The sequence below is a fragment of the Micromonospora sp. NBC_01740 genome (genome assembly GCF_035920365.1).
Classification (GTDB): domain Bacteria; phylum Actinomycetota; class Actinomycetes; order Mycobacteriales; family Micromonosporaceae; genus Micromonospora; species Micromonospora reichwaldensis.
Window position 1 is genome coordinate 6,417,658 of the sequence record NZ_CP109150.1, and the last position, 17,383, is coordinate 6,435,040.

Annotated in this window: 12 protein-coding genes, 1 tRNA gene and 2 pseudogenes; 9 read left to right on the top strand and 6 right to left on the bottom strand. The window is 71.8% G+C overall.

Annotated elements, in window-relative coordinates:
* Window positions 1-51 precede the first annotated feature (51 nt).
* Entirely contained in the window at window positions 52-1,416 is a 1,365-nt protein-coding gene (locus OG989_RS27830) for a condensation domain-containing protein (RefSeq protein WP_327028961.1), read from the top strand.
* A gap of 86 nt (window positions 1,417-1,502) precedes the next feature.
* Here OG989_RS27830 and OG989_RS27835 read toward each other — a convergent pair whose 3' ends face one another.
* The 3 genes and pseudogenes from OG989_RS27835 to OG989_RS27845 form a co-directional block, all read right to left on the bottom strand.
* Window positions 1,503-1,838, bottom strand: a complete 336-nt coding sequence (locus OG989_RS27835) for a hydroxyisourate hydrolase (protein WP_151452362.1) — start codon at window positions 1,836-1,838, stop codon at window positions 1,503-1,505.
* A 646-nt stretch (window positions 1,839-2,484) separates the two neighbouring features.
* Window positions 2,485-5,655, bottom strand: a complete 3,171-nt coding sequence (locus OG989_RS27840) for an AfsR/SARP family transcriptional regulator (protein WP_327028962.1) — start codon at window positions 5,653-5,655, stop codon at window positions 2,485-2,487.
* 814 nt (window positions 5,656-6,469) lie between these two features.
* Window positions 6,470-6,729 (bottom strand): annotated as a pseudogene (locus OG989_RS27845) (IS5/IS1182 family transposase); the annotation flags it as partial.
* 465 nt (window positions 6,730-7,194) lie between these two features.
* Here OG989_RS27845 and OG989_RS27850 point away from each other — a divergent pair.
* From OG989_RS27850 to OG989_RS27870, 5 genes are all read left to right on the top strand, one after another.
* Window positions 7,195-7,566, top strand: coding sequence for an ArsR/SmtB family transcription factor (locus OG989_RS27850; protein ID WP_151452385.1), 372 nt, complete (start codon window positions 7,195-7,197; stop codon window positions 7,564-7,566).
* A 153-nt stretch (window positions 7,567-7,719) separates the two neighbouring features.
* Window positions 7,720-8,217: a hypothetical protein gene (locus OG989_RS27855; RefSeq protein ID WP_327028963.1), complete on the top strand. Its 498-nt coding sequence runs from the start codon at window positions 7,720-7,722 to the stop codon at window positions 8,215-8,217.
* A gap of 282 nt (window positions 8,218-8,499) precedes the next feature.
* The gene (locus OG989_RS27860; RefSeq protein ID WP_225851872.1) at window positions 8,500-8,721 is read left to right on the top strand and encodes a T6SS immunity protein Tdi1 domain-containing protein; all 222 of its coding nucleotides are present in this window, start codon (window positions 8,500-8,502) and stop codon (window positions 8,719-8,721) included.
* Between the two features lie 277 nt (window positions 8,722-8,998).
* On the top strand, window positions 8,999-9,598 hold the full coding sequence (locus tag OG989_RS27865) for a HEAT repeat domain-containing protein (protein WP_151452366.1): 600 nt from the start codon (window positions 8,999-9,001) through the stop codon (window positions 9,596-9,598).
* Window positions 9,599-9,849: 251 nt separating this feature from the next.
* Window positions 9,850-10,311: a hypothetical protein gene (locus OG989_RS27870; protein ID WP_151452368.1), complete on the top strand. Its 462-nt coding sequence runs from the start codon at window positions 9,850-9,852 to the stop codon at window positions 10,309-10,311.
* Window positions 10,312-10,892: 581 nt separating this feature from the next.
* On the opposite strand, the gene OG989_RS27875 is transcribed toward OG989_RS27870, so the two are convergent.
* Window positions 10,893-10,976, bottom strand: a tRNA-Leu gene (locus OG989_RS27875).
* Between the two features lie 222 nt (window positions 10,977-11,198).
* On the opposite strand from OG989_RS27875, the pseudogene OG989_RS31995 reads away from it, so the two are divergent.
* Window positions 11,199-11,637 (top strand): annotated as a pseudogene (locus OG989_RS31995) (tetratricopeptide repeat protein); the annotation flags it as partial.
* Between the two features lie 280 nt (window positions 11,638-11,917).
* On the opposite strand, the gene OG989_RS27885 reads toward OG989_RS31995, so the two are convergent.
* Both OG989_RS27885 and OG989_RS27890 read right to left on the bottom strand, forming a co-directional pair.
* Window positions 11,918-12,298, bottom strand: coding sequence for a hypothetical protein (locus tag OG989_RS27885; protein ID WP_327031288.1), 381 nt, complete (start codon window positions 12,296-12,298; stop codon window positions 11,918-11,920).
* A gap of 297 nt (window positions 12,299-12,595) precedes the next feature.
* Window positions 12,596-13,645 (bottom strand): hypothetical protein, encoded by a 1,050-nt coding sequence (locus OG989_RS27890; RefSeq protein WP_327031289.1) that lies wholly within the window; start codon window positions 13,643-13,645, stop codon window positions 12,596-12,598.
* A 148-nt stretch (window positions 13,646-13,793) separates the two neighbouring features.
* Here OG989_RS27890 and OG989_RS27895 point away from each other — a divergent pair, with 148 nt between their 5' ends.
* Window positions 13,794-14,588 (top strand): fibronectin type III domain-containing protein, encoded by a 795-nt coding sequence (locus OG989_RS27895; protein WP_327031245.1) that lies wholly within the window; start codon window positions 13,794-13,796, stop codon window positions 14,586-14,588.
* A gap of 155 nt (window positions 14,589-14,743) precedes the next feature.
* Window positions 14,744-17,377: a fibronectin type III domain-containing protein gene (locus OG989_RS27900; protein WP_442791888.1), complete on the top strand. Its 2,634-nt coding sequence runs from the start codon at window positions 14,744-14,746 to the stop codon at window positions 17,375-17,377.
* Window positions 17,378-17,383: the final 6 nt, after the last annotated feature.

The window sequence follows — 17,383 nt, forward strand, 5'->3', positions numbered from 1 at the left end:
AGGCCCGGGTTTCGACCGGGCGCGGCCACCCCCGACCTCGAAGGAGTCAGCGTGGCGATCGACGCTCCACTCACCTACGGACAGCTGTCGACCTGGCGGTCGATGGAGACGTTCGCCACCGACCGGTTGATGGAGGTCAACGTCCCGGCGACCTGGGACGTCCGGGGCCTCACCGCCGACACCGTGCTGGGCGCGCTGGGCGCGTTGGCGCGACGGCACGAGTCGCTACGGACCACCTATCACGTCGTCGACGACCAGCCGGTGCAGCGGATCCACGACCAGCTGCCGCTGCGGATCGAGCAGGTCGACCACGCCGTACGCGACCCGGCGGACCCGGCCGCCACCCTGCGCGCGCTGCACCAGGTGCCGTTCCCGGTGCTCGACGATCCCGGCTGGCACGGCCGGCTCGTCAGCGTGGCGGGGCAGCCGCAGTTCCTGGCCCTGTCGCTGTCGCACATGGTCGTCGACCTGTGGGCGATCCAGGAGCTGGAGCAGCAGTTCCGGGCCGTCGTGGCCGACCCCGGTGCCGGCTCGGCACCGGCGCCGCGCAGCCGTGAGCTGGCCCTGGCGCAGCGCAGCGATTCCTGGCAGTCCCGTCGCCGACGTGCCGAGACCTACTGGCAGCGGCTGCTGACCGACGGCCCCGTACGCAACCTGCCCGCACCGCCGACAGGCCGCGCGGCCGAGCGACGGATCCAGGCCACCCTCCGCTCACACCACCTCGCTGTGCTGGTGGCCCAGGCGGCGAAGGCGCACAGTGTCTCGCAGCAGAGCGTGGTGATGGCGGCGACCGCCGTCGCGCTCGCCCAGTTCGTCGACCGGGACCGGATCATGATGAGTCTGATGTCGGCGAACCGGTTCGATCCCGAGTGGCAGCCGCTGATCGGCACCCTCAACCAACTGGTCCCGCTGGTCTGCCGGGTCGATCCGGACAGCACGCTGGCGCAGTACCTGAAGCGGACCCACTTCAACGCGATGCTGGCCTACCGCAGCGGCAGCTACGACGTGGACCGGGCCGAGGAACTGGCCAAGGAGATCGGCAGCCCGGACGGCACCCGGTTCACGCACGACTGCTGGTTCAACTACATCTCCGAGCCGCCGCGCGAGGTGCCGGACGACGCCCGCTCCGCCGGTACCGCCGAGTTGAGCTGGGACGTTCCGCCGCGAAATGCCGGGCATCCGTTCTACGCCCGGGTGCACGGCGACGGGCAGCAGTGGATCGGCGTCACCCTGCGGGTCGATCCCGACGTGCTCGGCGCGGACGCGGTCGTGCGGGCCCTGCGGGTGATCGCCGAGACCGTGCGGCGCTCGGTCACCGATCCACAGGCCCGCCTCGGCAGCCTCGATGACGCCGGCACCGTCGTACCGGAGCCGGCGCTCTTTCCCGGCCAGGGCCCGGCACCGGCCGGTCGCTGAGCACCGGCGACCACTCCGGCGACGCCACGTCGAGCACGGCCGGACCGGTACCGCGACCCGCGGCGCCGGTCCGGCCGCCGGCACCGTCAGCCGCAGCCCCGATAGCTCAGGTACGAGTTCGAGGTGACCATCAGCGGCAGGTGCAGGTCGGCGTCCGGGTCCGCGACGCGGAACTCCACCACCGCTCTCGGGTGCAGCGGTACGGCGCCGAGGATCGAGTAGTAGCCGTCCAGGTCGACCGCCAGCTGGTAGATGCCGGCGTCGATGGTCGGCTCGGTCCAGATGGCAAGCCGACCATCGGTTCCGGTGCGGCCGCTGGCCAGCTCCCGCCACCGCAGCCCGACCTGCCGGGTGAGCACGACGCCCACGTCTGCGGCGGCCATGCCGAACGAGCAGTCGACGACCTCGACGGAGAGCACCATGAGCTAGACCACCTCTCGTTGCCGGCAGCCGGTCCGGCTGCCGGTCGGCCGCCGGTGGCGTCCGCAGGGACGATGGTCGGTTACGCCGATATCGTTCGCTCATCGATTTGTTATCGATACCCGGGTGGACGACAAGAACTGGCCGTTCGTTGTCCCTCATGGAATGTTGGGTTGGTCGTCTGGACGGCGCCAAACCTCAGCCAGTGGCGTCACCTGGTGGGCTATGGCACCAACGCGGTCGGCGATACCGGACCGAAAACCAGCCTTTAGCGAGACCATAGCCAGCTTTTCTAGCGTCTGAGCCAATCCAGTTCGAGCCGTCGTAGGCAACGCCGGCTATCGCACAGAGAGTTGGTACCCATGGCGTTCAACGTTTCCCGAAGGTTCCTTGCCGGCGTCGTGCTCCTCGGCGCCGTGGCGGCCGGACCGGTGGCATACGTCGGCTTGTCCTGGGCCGCTCCGATCACCTCGGCCGATCCCGGCCACGGTCACGTGCCCGCCCCGTCGGCACCTCCCACGGCACCCCTGGAGCCAGCGCCCACGGCATCTCCCACCCCGCCCGCGGATCCGCAGCGCAACACGATCTGGGGCTGAGACCGGATGGCCGGGACGGTCAGGTACGACCATCCCGGCGCGGCGGCGGCTCTCAGGCCCGTGGGGCCGGCCCGGACCCGGTCGCCTCCTCGCCGCCGGCGGGCCGGCCGGCGTGAACAACGTCTGATCCAACCGGTGTGACGGGCCGATCGGCATCCGCGACGCCCAGTGCGGACAAATCCCGTCGCAGCTGCGCCTGCAGCGTGACCGCACCGCGCAGGCTGAGCCCGGACAGCACCGCCCTGGAGGACTCCCAACCGGCCCGGGCGGCGGCCCGCTCACCGGCGGCCACGTGGATCCGCCCGCGCAACGCCATCGCGCTGGCACCGAGCAGCGCAGCGCCTATCTCACCGAAGATCCGCACCGCGCGATCGGCGTGCTCGGCGGCCGAACCCAGCTCCCCGGCATCCAAGGCGACGTCGGCGAGCGCGTGTGCCACCCGACTCTCGGCCATCCGGTCACCGGCGGCCACCGCGAGCGCCTGGGCCCGGGCCAGCCGCCTGGCGGCGGACGCCAGGTCGCCACGTCGATGGTCGACCGCCGCCAGCCCGAGGATGGCGTAACACTCACCGATCTGGTCGCCGGCGGCCCGCACCGAGTCGAGCACCCCGCGGTAGGCCACCCCGGCTCCCTCAAGGTCCCCCCGGCGCAGCAGCAGCTCACCCAGCCGGTGCCGGACCTGCGCACCGACCCGACGGTTGCCGACCTCTTCGCAGATCTGCCCGGCCCGGACCAGCAATTCGTAGGCCGCGTCCTGTTCGCCGTAGTCGAGGTGGATCTGAGCCAGGTTGTGCAGCACGTGCGCCTCGGCGATCCGGTCGCCGAGCAGCTGGAAGGCCTCCAGTGCCCGGCCCCAGCGGTCGCGGGCCGAGGCCAGGTCGCCGTTGACCCGGTCGAGGTAGGCCGAGTTCCGCAGCACCTGTGCCATGCCGAGCCGGTCGCCCAACTCCTCGAAGAGGGCGTAGGAACGCGTGAACTGCCGGGCTGCCGGTGCGCTCTGCTGGGCGAACATGTGCAGCGAGCCGAGCGAGTAGCGCATCGCCGCCTCACCCCGCACGTCGCCGGCGCGGCAGGCGGCGTTCAGCGCGACCTCGTGGGTCTGCCGCCAGTCGTTGAGGTACGAGCGGGACTCGAACAGCGTGACTGCGGTCAACGCCAGGTCCCAGGCGTGCTCCACCATCCCACTGGCGGCGGCCTGGGCGACGGCGGCGACGATGGTGGCGCGCTCCTGCTCGAACCAGGCCAGCGGATCCGCCAGCAACCGGTCCACCAACGGCGCCGGCAGCGACCAACGGCTGGCCCCGCTGTTCGGGGCGAGGACGTCGTCGGAGTACTCCCGGCGGTGCGCCTCACCGGCCAGCGCCAGCAGCGCGCCGAACCAGCGTTCGAGAGCTGCCCGCCGCTGTTCGGGGCCCTCCTCGACGAACCTCTCGCGGGCGAACGGGCGGGTGATGTCGTGGAAGCGATATCGCAGCTGACCGGCCACCGGCCCTGGCTCGGTGTCGATCAGGTACGCCTCGGTCAGCTCCTCCAGCGCGTCCTGCGCCCGCAGATGGTCGGTCTCCAGCAGCGGCGCGCCCACCCAGGACGCGAAGCTGGGCGAATCCAGCAGGGCGAGTCGGCGCAGCAGGACCTTGGCGTCCGCGGACAGCCCCTCGTAGGTCACCGAGATGCTGGCCCGGACCCCCATCTCGCCGTGGTTGAGCTCGTCCAGGCGGCGGGACTCGTCCACCAACCGCTCGAGCAGGTCGGTCACGCTCCAGTGCGGCCGGGCCGCGAGTCGGGCGCCGACGATGCGCAGCGCCAGCGGCAGGTCGCCGCTGAGCCGGCACAACTCGTCGGCGGCCGACGGTTCGGCGGCGATCCGTGCCGGACCGACGATCCGGGTGAGCAGCTGCACGGCGTTGCCCCGGCTGAGCGCGCCGAGTTCGACCCGGTTGACCGACGGCAATCCGGTGAGCCGGCGACGGCTGGTCACGATCACAGAGCACTTCGCGGTGCCCGGCAACAGCACCGCGATCTGCTGTTCGGTCATCGCGTCGTCCAGCACGACCAGGATCCGACGCCCGCCGAGCAGGTCGCGGAAGCGCTCGGCCCGTTCCTCGATCCCGTCCGGCATCGCCGCACCGCTCACGCCGAGGGCCCGCAGGAAGCGTTCCAGGATGTCCGCAGGATTGGCCGGACGGTCACCGACCCGCAGCCGGGCGAAGAGCTGCCCGTCGGGGAACTCCGGGGCGAGCTGGTGCGCGACGTGGACGGCCAGCGTGGTCTTGCCCGCCCCGCCCGGTCCGACGATCACCCCGACCCGCACCACCGGCCCATCGGCCTCAACCTGCCCCTGCTCCCCCAGCTGGGCGCGGATCGCGCCGACGATCGGGGCCCGGCCGGTGAAGTCCGGAATCGCCGCCGGCAGCAGGCTCGGCACCAACGACCGCACCTGCGCTGCCGGGGCGATGGTCGCCGCGACAGCGGAACCGTGCGGCGGGAGCGGAATCGGACAGTCGCCCTCGAGAATGGCCTGGTGCAGTCGACGCAGCTCCTCGCCGGGGTTGATGCCGAGCTCGTCCATCAGCACCTCGCTGGCGCGGCGGTAGCCCTCCAGCGCCTCGGCCTGCCGGCCCGAGCGGTACAGCGCCATCATCAGCTGGGCACGGAAGTGCTCCTGGAGCGGGTGCCGGTCCACCAGTTCGATCAGCTCGCCGACCAGCTCGTAGTGCTTACCAGCCTGGAGTTCCAGGTCGATGCACTCGCCGTGCACCGCCAACCGGCGCTCGTTGAGCCGGCTGACGTAGGAGGTGACCACCCGGCTGTCCATCCCGGACAACGCGGGACCACGCCAGAGGGCCAACGCGCCGCGCAGCAACCCGGCAGCGGCGAGCGGGCCACCGGTGTCACGAGCCTCGGCCACCCGGGCGTCGAAGACCCGCAGGTCGAGTTCGTCCGGACCGACATTGAGCAGATAGCCGGGGCTACGGGTGTCGATCAGGTCCCGCCCGCTGACCGCCTGGAGCCGCCGACGCAGGTTGGAGATGCAGATCTGCACCTGACCGCGTGCCGTCGACGGCGGGTCGTCCCAGACCGCGTCGATCAGCCGCTCCACCGGGATCACCTGGTTGGCCTCGAGTAACAGCATCGCCAGGATCACCCGGTCGCGCGGGCCACCGAGCTGCACGGTTTCGGTGCCATGAACCACCTCCAGCGGTCCCAGGATGCCGTACTTCACCGAACGTCCCTCCGTGCCCTGCGCGATCGCAGCCGAGCCCGCGTTTGGTCGTCGGCCAGCGGCCACTCGACGGCCGGGCCGCCGGCGGTCCCACCCGGAGAGGGTGCGCCGCAGCCAATGGACCGACCCGCCGGGCGGGAACACCGAGCGCTCCCACCCTTTCCGGAAATAGCCCTAACCGTCCGCGCAATACTCGCCAGCTGCATGAATACCATGGGTTGAAACAAGGATCATTTGCCAGCCACGCCACCGTGACTCGCACAGTCTCGGTCCACCGCGTCTCTTGGAAACATCATCCAAACGGACAGCTTCCTCTCATCTGCATCGAGCGCCGGCAAAACGATAACTATCAGTCACGCCCGGCGGCCTGGCAAAGCATCCAATGCCGCCACCGCCAATTTGACCGCAAAATATGCATAGTTACCAAAGTGGACGAAAATCTGGCAGGCCACCCTCTTCGGCGCCGAACCGGGGGCGGCACTCCCGCCTCCGGCCCGCAGTTGGCCGGCAAGGTGGCAGGAAAACCTGGGATACGTCCGAATCCCAATCGGAATGGCGAGGGAGGAACATCACGCGAGACAGCCGGCACGAATGGGTCACGACTCTTCCCGGCACCACCCACGGAGCGACACCGGCCACTACCCGCTCAGTGCAAGCGAATACGCCTTCCCGACACATGAGGCCCGACAGTCGCCAGGAATGAGTCTGCCGGGCGCGCCGCAAAAAACGGCCGAACCCGGGTCGACTCCGGAGCCATGACAATCGCAGCACGGCGCACCCGCTCCGAACTGGGCGAAGCCCCATTGGATAATTGCCGATGACAGGCGGAACGGGCAGCACGAACCGTCGTCCGGAGCGGAACGGCAGCCGACTGCCGCATCGTCAGGTTCGTACGCCAGTACGCGGCGACCAGCAACACCCGATCCGGCCGGTCGAGGGCCCACTGTCAGCCCGGCCGGCCGTCGGCGATGCCGTCACCGCCACGCTCGGCGACCAGCCGGACCAGCGTGCGGAACCGGGCGGCTACAGCCCGGTGAACGGGAAGATCCACGCCGAGCGGGCTACTGAGATCACCTGCCCCCATCGTCCTCAACAGACAGACATCAGGGATACGAGACATCCCTTGATCTTTTTCCCTAGACAAGAGGAATGATCGATCAAGGGCTGTCCTCATGATCAGCCGGGGTCGATGCCACCGCCCAGCAGGTTAAAGATCAAGTTAGGCCACTCGGAAACCACCGACAGCCGCGATCCGGTCCACCCGGCCACCCCATACCTGGCCGCCATCGAACGGCGTCCCCGAACACCCCGCCGATCTCCGCCTTGAACTCCGGCCGTGAACGCCCTGCGAGGCCGGCGCGGGTTCTTCCCATGCCTTCCATGATGAACATCCTCCCGAGGGGCTGAGAGCCCCTGATCTGGGATGTCCGTCAAACCGGGTCAGGCCCACAAGCCCTCTGCCCGCCCCCGACGACCACCACATCATTCACCGTGATCCAGCCCTCGTTTCGCCGGCCTACCGGTGGCGTTGCTGCAACGATGCAAGACGTGGGAACTGCGAAAACTACGACGCCTGCCATCTCGCCCCTTGCCGGCGAGCCGATCAAGCGCGCCGATGCCGAGCGGCTCGCGGGAGTGCTGAAGGCATTCGCCGACCCGGCCCGGCTGCGACTGCTCAGCCTGATCCAGTCCGCTCCGGAGGGCGAGGCGTCCGTCAGTGACCTCACCGCGCCGCTCGGCCTCTCCCAACCCACGGTGAGTCACCACCTTCGGATCCTCACCGAGGCCGGCCTACTCGAGCGTGAAAAGCGCGGCGTCTGGGCGTACTACCGCCTGGTGCCGTCCGCGATCGCCGCGATCGCCGACCTGTTGACGCCACCCCGCAAGCGGGCGACGAAGAAGACCCGCTGACTGGCACCGTCGAAAACCGGCGCCATGCCGCCTGACCCGGCACCGACCCCAAGCACATTGATCGGCACGCCACGAGACCGCAGCAGGTGACGGCCGAGGACGGCGAGTGGAGGCATTGCTGCGCATGATGGCCCGCAAGGGTATATGCCCGAAATGACAGACCAGAACTTCATGAACTTCTTCGTCGAGCAGGCCGCATCTGATGCGGCTGTTGTTCTCGCCTGCTCCCGGGCCTGCGGCCTACCGCTGGAATCGGAGGCTTGTCTCCAGGAGGGATCGGTCGGATTCGTGCAGGTCATCCCTTACCCGGAAGGCTTCGAGATGGGGCTGTGCATCATCTGGCCGCCATCGACGCCCGTGTCCCTTTCCCAGGCAGCAGTGGCGCAAGACATCGCCCGCGAACTGCGCCAGCGTGTGCTTCTCGACGTGGAGGATCCGGCCGCCGTATCGGGAGAGCGGTGGATGCTCGCGACACCGGACGGTGCGCCAGGCGGTCACCGTACGCCTGCGGATGGACAACCAGAGCACGTCGTCTCGGCAGACGCCCGGCCCCACCCCGTCAGCCACCGCCCCGGTGTGCCGCCGGGTGTGGGCGTGCATCCACAGTTGCTGGCGTCACCGGCGATGTCCGCCGGATCAGTGTGCGGGTAGCCGATCAGGCGTTGTCGTGAGTGAGCGACGATGACAGGTCTTTGGTGCGCGCCAGCTTGATCGAGCAGGATCTTCCTCTTCTGCTCCGGGACAGCGGCCGTGGCAGCGTCGGCCACCCAGCACACCGGCGGCTCAGCGGAGCCGACGAGCTGGACCAGCGCCGCCGCGAGCTCGGCCGGGGGAGGTCGCGGAGGGTGTAGCCACATGGTGGGCGGCCGCCGAGGCAACGGTCTTCGAGGAGAGCCTGGGCGGACTCAACACCACGCTGCGCAACTTCCTTTCATGGTCGATTTGGATGGCCCTGAGGAACTCTCCGACAACCTCCACTGGGACCTCTTCCCTGAGGCGGTCGCGGTGCACGGCGAGCTGCATTGCGACGAGTCGTTCATCTTCGTGCCGCTGCTGTCGACGGGTGGACAGGCGAAGGTCCAGAACCTGCATAAGCGCAAGACCATCGCGGCGATCCAGGTCGCCGTGGACCTCCAGGGCGTCATCGGGCACTGACACCTGCACCCGAGGACACCACCGCCTGTATTCGGCTGCGCCCTGGGCGACCTCCCCACCATGCACGAGAGCCTGCTACCGCCAGTAGGACCATGGACATCGAGCAGGCACTGGGCGACCGCTGTCCCACCACTGGGTCCTGTCTCGCGGATCATGTTCGGCTGCAAGCGCCCGCACGGCCCGCTCAGCGTCCGCATCCGGTTTCCCCGGGCGGCCGGGTTGCCGTGGCTGTGGCACCCCATCATGCAGTCGACAAGATCAATGGCATCATGGGCCGATGAACGATGGTCTCGATGCCGTGATCGTCAAGGTTCTCGACGGGGAGCCCGGGGCCGACGAAGCCCTGATCGCTGCCGGGCCCACCGGAGCGAAACGCGTCTTCGACCTCTACTACGGCACGGCCAGGGCGAACCTGGTCACGAAATCCACCGGCCGGGAGCTGGGCGACAGCTGGTCGGCCGCCCTGCACATCGCCGCCTCGGTCGCGCCCGAGGAGTTCCTCGCCCAGCTGCCGAACCGCGTCGGCACCACGGACATCGTGATCCTCGGCGACATCAACGACCCCCGCGCTACGCACATCCTCTGCGAGCAGGCTCGGCACAAGGACTTCCTGCACCGCGTCAACGCCGTCAGGGCACTGGCCAAGCACACCGGCCCGGCGAGCCGGGAGGCGGTCGAGCAGGCCCTCGCCGATGAGAACCTCGTGGTACGCAGTGCGGCGATCCGCTGCGTCGCCGACACGGATCCCAGCCGAGGCACGACCTTGTACGAGGCATTCCTGGCAGAGCCGCGCCTCACCCCACTCCTGCGGCAGGAGGCGCGGTGGTCGTTGTCCTACCTGCGTGAAGGCAGTCCTATACCGCTCCACCCGTGGTGAGGCCGGCCAGGTTGAGCCCGGCGGAGACGGCGAGGTCCTCGTCGACCTTCGCGACGAACGCGTCGACCAGAGCACGACTTCGTCACCGCGCAGACGATCAGCGCCATCCCGGTCCCGCGCCAAAGTAGTGCGACGGCCTGTCGGCCGTTCCCGTCGGTGTTCGCGGGTGGAACCATTCTCCCAAGTTGGACCTTGGCAGGGTCAGGTTGCCCTGTTGGTCACGCTAGCCCAACACCTCGAAGGAGCCACCCATGGGATCCGACATCCACGCCTACGTCGAAACCCGCACCAACGGCACCTGGGCCTACGCCGGAGACAACACCTTCCCCGACAACGAGTTCCCCAAGGAAAAGCAGTGCCCGTTTGACGGCGCCCGCGACTACGGCCTGTTCGGATTCCTCGCCGACGTCCGGAACTACTCCGAGTCGCCGGTCATCGCCGAGCCGCGCGGCCTGCCCGCCGACGTGTCCGCCGAGGTTCGCGCCAAAAGCGACGACTGGAACGTTGACGGGCACAGCCACACGTGGCTGACCCTTGCTGAACTGCTGGCGTTCGACTATGATCAGACGTTCGCCGATCAGCGTGGTGAGGGTGAGCCGCAGGTGAAGACGGTTCGCGGGTTCCTCCACGACTGGTACTTCGGTCGGCTCGACCTGCTGGCGAAGCTGGGTGCTCCGGAGGACGTGCGCATCGTGTTCTGGTTCGACAACTAGCCGGTGGAAGCCCTCATGGCCCAACTCGACCCCGCGCCGGAGGCATCCCGATGACCAACACCCTCGCCCCCGCCGAACGGGCCGCCGGTCTTTCTGACGTACCCCCGCATTGCCGCCGCCTGCTTCTCTTGTGGGGCGCCGGCAGCAATAGGTGCCCCTGACCGGTGAGAGCGAAAACTCCACCAGGATCCCGACGCACGACAATGACGCCAGCTCTCTCGCGGATCTCCAGTCGGGCACCCGGCTCCCAAGCCAGGGCACGCACGATGCCTCGATCACGGATCCGGTCACTGGCATCGACCGACGCGAGACGGTACACCTTGGCCTCGGACCGCTGCTGCGCAAGCGCTGGCATCGGCACGGAGCCCGACGCAGCGGTGCATGGGCGTCACGCGGGTTGCTTCGACCACGGGCCGGCAGAAGGACTGGAGGGATGACAGAAGCCAGAGAAGACTCAGCCACAGCGACCACCACCGCCAACCGACACAGGGCCGGCGAAGTTGGTCGCGAAGATCAGATTCACGTGGTCAAGGAGCCCTGACCACCAGTACGTAGAAGACGGCATGGATGCCGCAAGTTTGTGTCCGAGGGGGGACTTGAACCCCCACGCCCTATACGGGCACTAGCACCTCAAGCTAGCGCGTCTGCCATTCCGCCACCCGGACCTGCTCGTCCAGCCTACCGTGTCGACCGAGGCGATCTTCCACCCGTCGGCCGCCCTGGTGGGCCGCACGGGGAGTTACTGTACACGGCCCGGGTGGATCATGCACATCAGCTTCCGGCCGATGGGTCGCCGCAGGTCGGACGGGTGACCGGACCCGTATGAGCCGCAGCCAACCGGTGGACCTGGGTAGCGTCCGACAGGCCTCACGCGGCAGCATGGCCACGTGTCCCATCCCTCTCCCCTGGCCGCCGTGCAGCACCGGGCCCTCGCCCTGCGCGCCGCGGGCGATCTCTACTCCGCCCGTCGACTGCTCAACGACGCCGTCGGCTCCGCCCGGCCGCCGTACGGCAAGGACCACCCGGATGTGCTGAGCACCGCGCACCTGCTGGCCCGCCTGCACCGGGAGGCGGACGACCCGGGTGCCGCCCGGCGCGTGCTGGAGGAGGCGTTCGCCGCCGGCGAGCGCCTCTGGCCGCCGTCCGACCCGCTGATGCTGGCGCTCTCCTTCGAACTGGCCGCGGTGGCGGACGAGCTGGGCAACCGGCACGAGGCGCGCCGTAACTACACCCGCGTCGCCGCCCTCGGGCCCGCCGTGCTCGGCGCCGACCATCCTGCGGTACGCACGGCACGGCAGTATCTCGGCGACGCCGCTCCCGCCCCTCAGCCCGCCCCGCCGGCCGCGCGGCCCGCCATGTCCGCGCTCTCCGAGCCGACGATGTCGCTGGCGGTGCTCTCCACCACCTGGCGGCCGCACGAGCCCGCCGCGGCCGGCCCCCCGCAGCCGCCCGTCGCGCAGCCGACACCGCACGTCGTGAGCGGCCCCCCGGCCGCCCCGTACACCCCGCCGATCCCGCCGCCGCCGCCCGTTCCGGGCGTACGCGGCGTGGGACGGGCCACCCCCGTCGCCCCTGCGCCGCACCCTGCGGCGTCCCCGCAGCCGCCTCACTCGGCCGGCCACGCGGCGCAGATGCCGCCCGTGCCGCCGCAGCCGTATCCGGCCCCGCCGCAGGGCGCCCAGGTTCCGCCTCCGCCGGTGGTGCCCGCCCCGCCCCGGCAGGCGTGGGCCCCGCCGCCGCCACCCCATGTGCCGGCGCCGCCACAGACACCGCATGCCCCGGGGCGGGGCCAGGCCACCCCGTACGCCGCCCCGCCGCAGCGGATCCCGCCACCACCGACGATCCCGCCGCCGCCGGTCGTGCCCGCGCCACCGGGGCCGGCCCGTGCCGTCGTACCCCCGCCGCCGGCCGTGCCGCCCTCGGCGCAGCCGCCGTACGCCCCGGCGGTGCCCATCCCGCCGCCCCCGGTCGTACCGTCGGCGTCCACCGCCGCCCCGGCGCACCCTCAGGTGCCGCCGCCCCCGGTCGTCCCGGCGCAGCGCCCCGCACCGGCGTCACCGCAGTCTCCGTGGGCGCCTGCCCCCGGACCGACCCCACCGCTGGCGATGCCAGGTCCCGCCACGCCTGCGCCGCAGCGCCCGCCGCGTCCCGCCCCGCCCGCGTCGGCCGGGGTGGCCTCCGTCGTTCCGGCCCCGAGGACGGCGCAGCCGCCGGCCCCGCCGGCGACTGCGGCCCCGGTGTCGTCTCCGCCTGCCGTGCCGCCACCCGCTCCGCCGCTCCCGCGTCACGCGGCCGCCGCTCCCGTCGTCACCGCGCCGCAGCCGCCCGCCCCACCCGTGCCGGCCACGCCGCAGCCACCTATCCCATCCGCCCCGGCCACGCCGCAGCCGCCCGCCCCATCCGTGCCGGCCACGCCGGTCGCGCCGGTCGCGCCGGTCGCGCCGGTCGCGCCGGTCGCGCCGGTCGCGCCGAAGCCACCCGTCCCTTCCCCGGTCGGCGCCGAGCCGGCCGCGCAGACGAGGGCTGCGGTGCCCCCGACGGGACCCGCCGGTGCGCCGCGACACCGGCCCGCCGACGAGGCGTCCCCGAGCGTCGGCCCGTCGGCCGGGACGGCGGCGCCCGGAGCCGAGTCCCCGTCGACCACCACGCCGCCCGCAACGACAGCGAGGCCCGCCGCCGAACCGTCCTCCACCACCGGTGCGACCAGCGCCGCGGGACCCGGACCGGGCACGCCGGCTCCCGAGCCTGCCGCGCCGGACGTCCGGTCCTCGCGGCTGACCGGATCCGTCGACGAGGCCCCGCGCGCATCCGCGCCCGAGGCGACCGCCCCGGCGTCGGAGGCGGCGGCGGCGCCGGAGCGCCCGGCGGGGCCGGCGCCCGGATGGGCCAAGCCGACCATCCAGGTCAAGCAGATCGAACCGCTGCTCGCCGAGGAGATCGCTCGCGCCGCCGGTGCTCCCGCCGGACCGGATGCTCCGGTCAGCCCCGCCCGATCATCCGAGACGCCACCGCTCGACACGCCACCGGCAGCGGCACACGCCGCGCCGATCAGCGCACCGCCAGTCAGCACACCACCGGTCAGCGCACCGCCGTCGTCCTCCGTCAGCGCACCACCGACGCCTCCGGTCAGCGCGCCGCCCGCGCACCCGACGAGCAGCCCGCCCGTCAGTGCACCGCCCACGCCCCCCGTCAGCGCACCGCCGGCGCACGCGACGAGCAGCCCACCCTTCGGCGCGCCGCCCACGCACCCGACGAGCAGCCCATCGTTCAGCGCGCCGCCCGCGCATCCGACGAGCAGCCCACCGTTCAGCACACCGCCGCGGGGCGTCAGCACGCCGCCGGTTCCCCCCTTGCCGCCGATCCCGCCCCCACCGTCGGTGATGCCACCGCCGGTCAACGCGCCGCCCGCTCTTCCGCAGCAGTTCAGCGCGCCCCCCGGGATTCAGCCGCCGGTGAGCGCCCCACCCGGGGGCCAGCCGCCGGTGAGCGCGCCACCGTGGAGCATGTCCGCGCCGCCGTGGAGCAGCACGGCTCCCCCGCAGGCGCTCACGGGCGCGACCACCGACGCCGACAGCGACGCCGAGCAGCCCGACGTCGAGGAGGAGCTGGAGCGGGCCGAGTCGCAACGGCAGCGGGAGGAGGTGGAGCAGCCGGAGCCGGAGCGGGAGCGGGTCGACGACCTGCCGCCGGCGTACCTCGACATCGACGAGACGTTCCCGATGAAGGCGCAGCCCGTGCGGACCCGGTCGACGGCCGAGCACCCCGCGCAGCAGCAGGCGCCGGCCTTCCCGCCGCCGCCGGCGTACCCGATGATGCCGGAGCCCGAGGAGGGCGGCCGGAACCGCACGGCGGTCATCGTCGCGGTCGTCGTCGCGGTTTTGGCCGTGGTGGCGCTCGTCGGCGTGGGCGTGCTGGTGCTCAACCGGGACGCGGCGCCGCCGGCGGGACCCGGCTCCCCGTCTGCGGCCGCGCCGTCCGCGTCGGCGGCCGGTCCCCCGCCGGGCGGGCTGACGCTGAAGGACGACTCGGCGACGATCACCCTGAACTGGACGGACCCGGCGGGCGGCGGGGTGCCGTTCATGGTGGCCGGCGGCCGGACCGGCCAGGCGCTGGGCGTGATGGCCACGGTGGACCCGGGCCGGACCAGCTACACGGTCAACGGGCTGAACTCGCGGGTGGACTACTGCTTCACGGTGCTGGCGGTCTACTCGACGGACTCGTTCGCCACGTCCGGGCAGGTCTGCACGGAACGGGAGGGCGACACGCCGTCGAGCTGACCGGACACCACGGCGCGGCGCACACGCTCGGTGTCCACAGGGGGACGGTGCGGGTTCCCATGCCCCCGACCCGGCCATATGATGGCACCCGGCTCAGGGGAGGGTCGCCGTCATGGCGTGCCACCTGCCAGGGACGACACGGGAGGCAGCCGGTAGTGGCCACCATCGACGACGCCGGGCACGCCGGCACCGGCCCCCCGCGTCCCCGGCCCCGCCGGATGCGGGGCGGGGTCGTCACCATCGCGACGGTGGCCGCGCTGCTGGCCGCCATGGGGCTCACCGTCCACGGCCTCGGCGCGGCGGACAACGCGGTGGCGAGCCACGACGCGAGTTCCTGGCTGTGGAGCGCCGCGCGCAGCGAGCTGGCCCGCGTCAACGGGATCACCGCGCGGGTCGACACCCGCGTCGGGGTCCCGGGCGCCCGCCGGCACCCGGTGCAGGTCACCCAGACCGACCGCCTGCTGGTCCTGCGGGACCTGAACACCGGGCAGGTCAGCTCGCTGGACCTGGCCACCCTCCAGATCACCGCGACCACCCGGACGACCCCGGGGCTCGGCGTCAACGTCGCCCTGCACGAGGACGCGGCGTTCGTCGTCGACGCCGTGCAGGGTGTCGTCCGGCAGCTCGACCCGCGGTCGCTGACCCCGATCGGCGAGCCGGTGCGCTACCCGCCGGGCATCACCGGCGGGTCCTTCGACGGCGAGGGGCGCCTGTGGATCGCGGTGCCCAGCGAGGGCACCGTCTCGGCGGTCACCGCCGCGCCGCTGCCCTCCGCGCCCGCGTCGGCGGCCCCCGCCGGGGCCGGCCTCAGCCCGAAGAAGGTCGAGACGTACGACGTCGCGGACGCCAGCCACGAGCTGGTCCTCTCCACCCTGGACGACGGCGTCGCGGTGCTCGACCGTACGGCGGGTGCTTTGGTGCGGGTGCAGGGCGGCAAGGTCCGGACCACGCCGCTGACGATGGCAGCGCCGGGCGCGCTGCCGGCGCGGACGAGCGGGCCGGACGTGCCCGTGACGGTGCCCGGCGAGCGGCGGGTGCACGTGGTCGACAGTGGTGGCGCGGTCCGGGCGTTCACGGTGCCGGGCGCGGGCGACCAGCTCAGCCCGGCCGTGGCGTGGGCCGGGCGGTACTACTGCGCCGACGAGGCGTCCGGCACGGTCTACGCGTTCGACTCCGGCGGCCAGCTCGTCGACACCATCCGGGGCCGGGGCACCGGGCCGCTGGAGCTGGAGGTGCGGGAGAACCACCTCTTCATCAACGCCCCCGACTCGGCGACCGCGCAGGTGGTGGACGACAAGCACCAGGTCCGTGAGGTCGACAAGTACGCCAACGACGTGCTCGGCGGCGACCCGCCGCCGGCTCCCCCGCCGCCGCCCCCGCCGAAGAAGCCCGAGGTGGGCAAGCCGGGCGCCCCGCGCGGCGTCACCGCCGCCGCCGGCAACGCGCAGGCCCGGGTGAGCTGGCGGCCGGCTCCGGCCAACGGGGCGGAGATCGTCCGGTACGTGGTGCAGGGCGCCGGCCAGCGCGTGCAGGTGGGCGCCAACCAGCGGGCCGTGGAGATCAAAGGCCTGACCAACGGTGAGACGTACCGGTTCTCGGTGCACGCGGTCAACGCGAAGGGCGACGGTCCCGCGCGCACCAGCAACCCGGTGACGCCGACGGCCGCGGTGCCGGACCCGCCGGCCGCCGTCACCGCCCAGGAGCGCCCGGACGGCACGGTGCTGGTGAAGTGGCCGGCCGCCAACGGGCAGGGCAACAGGATCGCGAAGTACGTGGTCACGGCCACGTCGGCGGGCACCAACGCCCCGGCCGGCGAGTCCCGCCGCACCGAGTTGGTGGTGCCCGCGGGCGAGTTGGAGTACGGCACGCAGTACGCGTTCACGGTGGTGGCGGTCAACGACCGGGGCGCGGGCTCGGCGGCCTCGCCGGTGAGCAACACCGTCGTGCCGTACGCGCCGCCGGAGCGGCCGACCGACTTGCGATCGACCACTGTGGCCGACCGGCCGGGCTCCGTCGCGGTGCAGTGGTCCCCGGCGGTGGCCAACGGCCGGCCGGTGACGAAGTACGTCGTGGACGTGGGCGGGCGCAGCAGCGAGGTGACCGACACCCGGGCCACGGTGGACGGGTTGGGCAACGGCCAGAACGTCACCGTGAAGGTGCGGGCGGTCAACGAGGCCGGCCCCGGCCCGGAGGCCACCGCCACGGCCCGTACGGTGGCCGAGCCCCGTGTCACCGTGACCGGTTCCTCCGCGACCGCCACGTCGGCGACGGTGACGTTCACCGTGGACGCCGGCGGCGGCAAGGCGACCTGCTCGCTGAGCACGGGCGGTGAGCCGGCGAAGTCCGGCAACTGCTCCAGCATCACGATGACGGGCCTGACCCCGGGCACGGCGTACACGTTCACCGTGACCGCGAGCAACGCCGCCGGCAAGGGCACCGGCACCCGCGCCCAGGCGACCGACGCCCTCTACGGCATCGCGACCTGCAAGAACGGGCCGGACGGCGAACAGCGCACGTACTGCGACAGGAACGTTGACGGCCGCAACGGCAACGAGGTCTTCAAGGTCACCCGGCAGGACAACGACCAGCAGGCCGGCTGGGCGAAGCCCGGCACCCGGCTGAAGGCGTACTGCAAGAAGTCGGGCGAGAACGTCGATTCCTGGATCTACAACAACCAGAAGCAGAGCACCTGGTGGGTGCAGGTCGACTACAAGGGGAAGAACTACATCCCCTGGGCCTGGCTCAACCTGGAGGGCGGCGACGACATCAAGGACCTGCCCACCTGCTGACCCACC

Bases quoted from the DNA above. Each gene is read 5' to 3' on its own strand.
- OG989_RS27865 (WP_151452366.1), top strand. From the start codon at position 8,999: ATGAACGATGGTCTCGATGCCGTGATCGTCAAGGTTCTCGACGGGGAG.
- OG989_RS27855 (WP_327028963.1), top strand. From the start codon at position 7,720: ATGACAGACCAGAACTTCATGAACTTCTTCGTCGAGCAGGCCGCATCT.
- OG989_RS27850 (WP_151452385.1), top strand. From the start codon at position 7,195: ATGCAAGACGTGGGAACTGCGAAAACTACGACGCCTGCCATCTCGCCC.
- OG989_RS27870 (WP_151452368.1), top strand. From the start codon at position 9,850: ATGGGATCCGACATCCACGCCTACGTCGAAACCCGCACCAACGGCACC.
- OG989_RS27835 (WP_151452362.1), bottom strand. From the start codon at position 1,838: ATGGTGCTCTCCGTCGAGGTCGTCGACTGCTCGTTCGGCATGGCCGCC.
- OG989_RS27860 (WP_225851872.1), top strand. From the start codon at position 8,500: ATGGTCGATTTGGATGGCCCTGAGGAACTCTCCGACAACCTCCACTGG.